We start from the raw sequence: 7,244 nt of genomic DNA, 5'->3' as shown, positions 1-7,244 counted from the left end.
CGAGTGGGCGCAGCTGCGCCAGGCCGTCGTCGACGCCGAGGAGCTCGGGGTCGACGTCGCGTTCAACTGGGACCACTAACGTCAGAAACGATGTACGGCGCACCCCGTGTCGTGCTCAGGAGGCCGCCCGCGCGCCCGACATAACACTCGCAACTTGGCCCGGCCGACTTCCGAGGCGGTGGCCCGCGGCGAGCACAGATGGCGACGCCTCCTGATGTCGGACACGCCGTCGTGATAGACCCTCCTCATGCCGCAGGACGATTCAGACCGCGTCGTCGAGCCCCCCGGCACGCGACTGCGCGCGTGGCTCGACGAGCATGGGATGACTCAGCGCGCCTTCGCCGATGAGGTGGGCCTCTCGTACCGACATCTGAACGTGTTGATCAAGGGCCGGTCGGCCCTCACGCCGCGCATGGCCCTCCGGCTTGAGAGAGCCACTTCGATACCGGCCATGACTTGGAGCCGGCTTGAAGCTGAATATCGAGACAGCCTCCTTCGCTCGAGAGACACGGCTAGGTCCTAGTTCGTTGACCTGTTAGGTCAACGTAACAGTGTAGACCCTGTAGGTCAATGGTCCTTCGCCGGTCGGCTCGGCGCGCGCCCGCAACGTTGACCTACGAGGTCAACGTCCGTGTTCTTGGGTGCCCCCAAACAGTCCAATGCAGAATCTGACTCGCGACCGACGACCGAGGACATGATCGGCGTGGCCCGCCTGCCCCAGGACCCCGTCGCCCGAGCCCGGCGAGAGGCTGAGCTGACCAGGGAGCGCGAGGAACGCATGCAAGCCTGGATCGAGGAACAACTGTCACATGCCCCAAGGTTCACCGACACCCAGTTTGAAGTGATCGACCGGCTGCTCGGATCGGTTGGGTCGAACCGCGCTCCGGTAGTCGCACCTGGGTCCGGCGCTGGGGGCGAGAGAAGTCACAGCCCTGGCCCCCCACCTGTCGAGTCAGCGCTGACTGCATCCCCAAGTGGGAAGACGCGTCCAGTCGTGCCCGGGGTCGCTGATCAAGCATCTCTAGAGCAGTTCGCCACTTGGCTTGGACTGCGGCTCGTCTATCTGCTCGTCGATCAAGATGGGTCAAGCTGAGGTTCTCCAGCGGCAGGCGAGGGACTGAGTGCTGAGCACACCTACGTCCCTGGCCATGTCGACATGGGCACCCCCAGGCACGCCTAGCAGTCAGCTCATTCTTCGAGCACGGTCTACTCCGCCCTCAACGCAGTCCCCGCCGGAAGCGCTCGGCCTGATCCTCATTCTGGCGTGCGTCGGCACGATACGAACTCGCGATCCGGCGAAAGACGGCCGCTGTTCGTGGGGCTTCATCGGAGAATCTGTCCGCTAGCGCCTGGTACTTGGCAACTAGCGCCTCTTCCTGCGCGCCACCGTCCTCGAGCCCTCGACTAGTGACCCCCCGACTGTTGATGATTCGCAGGTAGAACCCCAACTCGAGCTGTTCGAGTTGTAGATCTTCGATCAGATCCCGGACCACCGCTCCCGGCCAGCTTTCATCCTCGTCCGGTGGAGTCGATGCCAGGACCTGCCCGACGTGCTGCAACCCGACTTCAGTGCGGCCTACCTCGTCCAACAGCCGCCTGGCTTCGGCCAGCCAGGTTCGGAGCACTTCGGCGTCCATCGCGCCTGCAACCAGTCCCGGCGGGTGGTTCCAAGCATCGAGTAGCTGGTACGCGTTCCGGGCAACACCTGGGTCAGTGGCGGAGTCGGGTTCGGCGTCCTCCGCCTTCGTTGCTGAGTCTTCATCCTCAGCCGCCGGCCGTGCGCGGTAGACCGCGCAGAGGACGCTAACGAAGAACTCGGGATCCTCGCCGAGCCGTTCAGAAAGGGTCGGCACTTCCGCGTCGAACCCCAGCGCTGGGAGGAATGCCCACTGTAGCCGCGCAACTACATCAATCCCTATCTCCGCCTTGGTTGCCTCCAAATAGGCAAATATCTGCTCGAAATCCCAACGTGAAAGCGCTTGGGTCTCGGGATCCGCTCCCTCGCTTGCGAGCAGTCCGTCAAGGCCCTCGACGATCAGTCTGGCGATACCGAGCTCGGGCGGTGTTTCAGCGCGATGGAAGTACAGCCCAAGGAAGTCAAGAGCCGCGGCGTGTCGCCCCACGCGCATCAGCCTTCGTGCGACCTCTTCGACCTCACCGAAGTCTGCTCCCAGCCCATACGGTTGGAACCACTGCCAGTACAGCGTTTCGACCTCGGGTTGCTCCCCCAAGCTCTCCCACGCGTAGTCCAAATCGTCCCGCGCAACCAAGAGCAAGCGTGCCCTTTGCCGAGTGGATAGCCCGGCGTCCGCCAGGAGGTGACGAACGAGTTCGACGCCTTCATCCCTATAGCGCTGACCGAAGTACATCATCCCGAAGTTGGCTTCGCTCGCGTCGTCTGAATCCAGAGATGGCAAGAGCTCCAAGTCGAAGCCGGGACAGGCTCGAGCCAGGGCGGTGCCCACTGCCCAGGTCAACTCCATGTTGCTTCCTGCGATCCGGCGCGCGGCCGCTAGGCCGCCCTCGGCAACGATTTCTGATATCGCTTCAGCTCGCCTGTCCGCCAGGGCACGGTCGTAGGCCGAGTAATCATCGCGTCTGCTGACCTCACCTAGGAATGGCCGCGCGTTTTCGAATAGCGGTGCAAGACGCGTATACGCGTCCTTGGGAGCGATCAGGGAGGCGACGTCATCGATCTTGGTCAGTTCCTCCTCTGGCAGCGCCCACTGGGCGGTTGCGAACTCGCGATGCTTGCCGACCGTCTCGCGCAGAGACCTCCATGCAGACTCTCGAACGTCCTCCGGGATCGCCTGTGGGGTATCTAGACTCGACGTGAAGGCGCGGAGGACCACAGCTCGATCTGGTGCCGAGAGGTCAGAGATGTGATCCAACAGTTCAAGCCAGCGACCCGGCTGCGCAGTGGCGTCTTCGCAGCACCGCTCGACGACACCGGTAATCACAGACCACAGCTCCTCGTACGTGACCGTGACTGTGGCTGGCTTCCAGTCGCGATAGGTGGGCGCACTGATCGGAAAGTGAGCGCCTCGGGAAGCTGGCAACATCGCCAACTGCAACTTCCACGCCGTGGTGGGGTGACGCCGTCGCAGACTGTCAAGCGTGCGTAGTCGGCGTTCAACCGACACAGCATTGTCGGGGTGCCAGGGGCGAAAGATGGCGTTTAGGGTCTCGCTTGGCCGGTTGCTCAGGCGACCGCCCGGGTCCAACTCGTCAAGTCGAGCAAGCAGGTCAACGGCCCGGCCGAAGTGCTCAGTGGACCAGGAGACAGTCTCCAGGGCCCACAGCAGACTGCTGTGCGCGGAACTCGGCGAGAACAACGGGCTGCCTTCGGTGGTGTCAGTAAACACCGTGGTAAGGATTGGATGGTCGCCAGAGGTGCTGGCGGAGACCGCATCTAGAAAGGCATCGGGAGCAGCCTCCGCCAAGAGGGGCAGAACGTCTGCAAGCGAGCACCAGCTCTGACCGGTGGTGTCTGCGCCGGCCCACTCAAGAACGCGACGGACGAGATAGTTCGCCCAGTTGGTGCCTGTTTGAGCTTGGGCGAGCGTTAGGTCCTCCCCAAGCATGCCCAAGAGCGCCAGCGACTCTGCAAGGCCACGACGAAGTTCGTTCGAGTGCGCTCGCCGCTTGCCTTGGATCGAAGCCTGCCATCGAGCATTCTCGCCGAGATCAAGCGCCGGATCTCTCTCACACAGAACACGGAGCACAACTTGTTCAAACCGTTTGATGTCGTCGTCCGTCAGTTCGCTGACGAGGAGCGTCCAAGCGTCAAGCGATGAGACCAGGTGCCAGATATCGCCCGTGCGCATCAAGAGTGGATCAACGGCGTGAGAGGCGGCCACAACTGCGAGCGCTTCGCGGATCTCCTCGTACTCGACCCCAGACAGCGCTTCCAAGATCCGTCGATCCGCCTCCACCTGATCAAGCCAAGAGTTGGCGAGTACGGCCGCCCGGATATAGCGCGGTGGGCTGTTCTCTGCCCAAGCGGGGCGATGGAGCGCGGCATTCGTTGCGAGATGACGACGCAACCCTGTGAGGCTTCGACGCGCCAGACGTCCCAGAGACTCCGCCCTCTCCCGGTCCGAGACACCAGCCTCTCGGAGAGCCTCGGACACCTCGGCGTTGTTCAGTGGTGGAAGAACGAGGTCGGCCGCCGGGCTGGCGGCCACTGGTACGACGATCGAGTGTGGGTTCTCGGGCGGGAGTTCTGACGCGAAGGTTGGGTCGAGAGGAACCAGCACCAGGGGTTGCGATGATCCCGTGAGACGCCGCCACGTAGCCGGGTCGTCAACGAACGCCAGCCGGGCGAGCATCTGACTGACTCCAACGCTGTCGGCGTGAACAGCGACAGCGGCCACGAATGCGCAGACTTCATCGATGGAGTTGGAGGCGATCGTGGTCACCGCATCGCCCGAACTTAGGAACTTCTCGAGAAAGGCGACGGCCGCGGAGCGACCGGAGAGCACGATCTGCGCGGTCATCGCCGGCTGAGTTTGTCTGGCCCACGACTGCCACCAGGTTTGTCCGGTCCGGAGGCCGAAGGGAGTGAGGCCTAGCTCCTCGGACAACCACGCCCAGGTAATGGGCGCAGCTTCCAACCACGTTTCGACATCGTCAAGTCCGTAAGCTTTGACGTCCCGCCATGTACCTTCAGCCTTCCGAGCCGTGGCCCAAGCGGCACGCGCAGTCCACGGCCGAAGGATCGCCTGAATGTATGTGCAGGCGGTCGCGGATGATCCGTCCGGCGGCGCAGACCGTTTGGAGTAGTCAGAGTCCGCCTTCTTGCCAGGGCTTGAGTTGACTGACAACTCCCACACTGACAGGCCTTCTGGGACCCACGGCGTCGCGCGATCCGCTCGGACAGAGCCGTCCCAGTCGCCAGCGGCTACCCCGTCACCGGCTGGCATACCAAGTTCCACAAGCCCAGGGGTCGTCTCCAGGATCAAGCGCCTGACTAGTCGTGGGAGCTCGCCTTGAGCCTGTCGCGTGTCCGCCCACGCCTGTAGACGACTTCGATCTACGTAACCCGGTCGTGTCAAGACCACTCCTTCCAGCAAAGGCCTAGAGCAGGGCATGGTTTGGACAGGCTCACACCCGCGACAACGGGCGGCGTTCGTTGGGCGTAGCCGCCCGGCTGGCAAGCCGCAATGTTCATGGCAGACACATATAGCCTCTAGTTCCGACAGCCTTCAACGTCAATGAGTGGCCACGCTGCAGCTTGCTTGATCAACTGAGGCATCTCTGGTGCCGCCTGCTGCACCGCGTCAACTCACGGCGATCGGCGCGAGCCAAGTACGGCGCTTGGACAGCAACGTTGAGGAAGGCGACCTTTCACTCGCGCGACCCTTTCGGCAGTGATGCTGCCTCGTCGGGAAGCACTGCCGTTTATTCGGGACGCGGCGTGTGGTGGTCGCGTGAGTAGCGAAGCTGTTTGAACGTCTCTAGATCAACGTAAGGTGTCGGTTGCTGCTCGAGGTCTTTTAACGAGTAGCGCGGCACCAAGACCGCCGTGTCACCATTGCTGTAAGGCCCTCCTTCCACCGACACCTCCCCCTCGATGAGCCGGAAACCCGAATCGAAAGCCGCCCGGACTTCGTCGCAGTACCAGTTGACGACCCGTGTCAGTTCAAGCGTGAGATCTTGGACCAGGCTGGTGTAGACCCGGTATGCAGCGAGATCTTCGTGGTATTTGGGATTAAAACCACCTGCGCGATACCAGCGTTCGATCTGTAACAGCGAGTGATCTTGCGTCGAGTCAAGGTGCTTCTCCAACGTCCGCACCCAATCCGCTAGCACGTCGAACAAGGTGAGGAAGACTCTCTGCATCTCGCTATTGCCAGGCGGATGCGTTCGCACCTGGAGCCAGTGCAAGAGATCGAGCATCCTGTCGTAGTCTTCGGCGGCGATTCGATACGGCAGGCGAAGCATCGATCCGACACCAGTGTCCCACTCGTCTAGTGAAAGGCGCGCACTCAGCTCCACCACGATCTGGCGCCACTGATCGTCGGTGCTGTTCTCCACGGCCGCGAACCGCCCCGGGTTATGCGCCGCGGCACCGACCGCCGCCGCAACTATTCGCACTTTCAGCAACTGGTAGGCGGTGTCGCGCAGGGATTGCACGTCGATGAGGCTCGAATGGGTACCAGGGACGGTCTCTACCTCACCCCAATCGCCGCCAGCCGACGCCGGCGACACGACGGCGTCTTCCAGGCCGGCAACCGCAACGATTGGAACGTGGACTTCCCCCCCAGGCGTCGACAACTGGACACGAACCCGGCGCCGGGCTTCGGCGACCCCCGGGTCCAGAGCACGTAGGGCGCGTTCCTGGGGGTGCCTCCAGAAGATGGCGGCGCCTCGCAGTGCCAGCGCGTAATTTGAGCCGTGGTTCGGGCACGCATAGAGGACAACGGCCGAGATGCGTCGCAGACCATCTCGCTCGTCATCGCTGAGCATCCTCGACAAGAGTCGGGTGATGACAAGTCCTCCTTGGCTATGGCCCACGAGGATGACGGGCTGCCTCGGCCGGACTTGGACGTTGAGGTAGGTCCGCAGTCCGTCGGCGAGGGCATCGAAGTCGGGAATGCGCCGGAGTCGTCCGCGCCACTTTGGGGACGGGTACTCGTACCAATGCACGTCAACGCCAAGTACATCAGGGTCTGAAGCGAGCACGGCCGTCATCGCGCTCCACGTCGACGCGGAGGAGAACAGGCCGTGGACGAACACCACCGCAGGCGTCGGAGAGGCCCCGTCGTCGGTCGGCTGGAGGCTCATGCCGCCATCTCACCACGCGTACGCGTGGCTCAGCGATCGATCGCGCGCGCGGTGACACCCGGTCTCGACATGAGGCTGCGGCCCCCGTGTCTTGGGGAACCTGCGTCCGGGGATAGCCGCAACAGGTCCATAGCGATCTTGGCGACTGGTCAAGGTCGCACAGCTGATCGATGGCGATTCGCGTCAACGCGCGCCCATCACGGGCAACGAGTAAACGCTTCCGTAGCACGCCGTCCGTGAAGCCCGGCAGCGAACACCATCCCGTCCTGTGGCATCCGATCCATAGGCGCCCAACGCCTGAGGACTGGTGCTGGAGCCCGGGATGCGATGCAGTTGAGCACCATGTCTATCCGAGCAGCTGGGGAGTGACTATGAGTAGTCATCAAGAGGATCGTCCGGTCCGGATCGGCGTCCAGCTGCAGCCGCAGCACGCCGAGTGGGCGCAGCTGCGCCAG

At 63.1% G+C, this 7,244-nt stretch carries 3 protein-coding genes; 1 reads left to right on the top strand and 2 read right to left on the bottom strand.

The window, feature by feature from the left end:
* Positions 1–247: 247 nt before the first annotated feature.
* Positions 248–523 carry a helix-turn-helix transcriptional regulator gene (locus ACYVJ4_RS15870; RefSeq protein WP_460461112.1) on the top strand — a complete coding sequence of 92 codons (276 nt, stop codon included), beginning with the start codon at positions 248–250 and terminating at the stop codon, positions 521–523.
* Positions 524–1,217: 694 nt separating this feature from the next.
* On the opposite strand, the gene ACYVJ4_RS15865 is transcribed toward ACYVJ4_RS15870, so the two are convergent.
* Positions 1,218–4,499, bottom strand: a complete 3,282-nt coding sequence (locus ACYVJ4_RS15865; RefSeq protein ID WP_460461111.1) for a hypothetical protein — start codon at positions 4,497–4,499, stop codon at positions 1,218–1,220.
* A gap of 904 nt (positions 4,500–5,403) precedes the next feature.
* Positions 5,404–6,789 (bottom strand): alpha/beta fold hydrolase, encoded by a 1,386-nt coding sequence (locus ACYVJ4_RS15860; RefSeq protein WP_460461110.1) that lies wholly within the window; start codon positions 6,787–6,789, stop codon positions 5,404–5,406.
* Positions 6,790–7,244: the final 455 nt, after the last annotated feature.

The organism is Angustibacter peucedani, from assembly GCF_054779595.1.
This window is presented reverse-complemented; position numbering and strand designations above follow the sequence as displayed.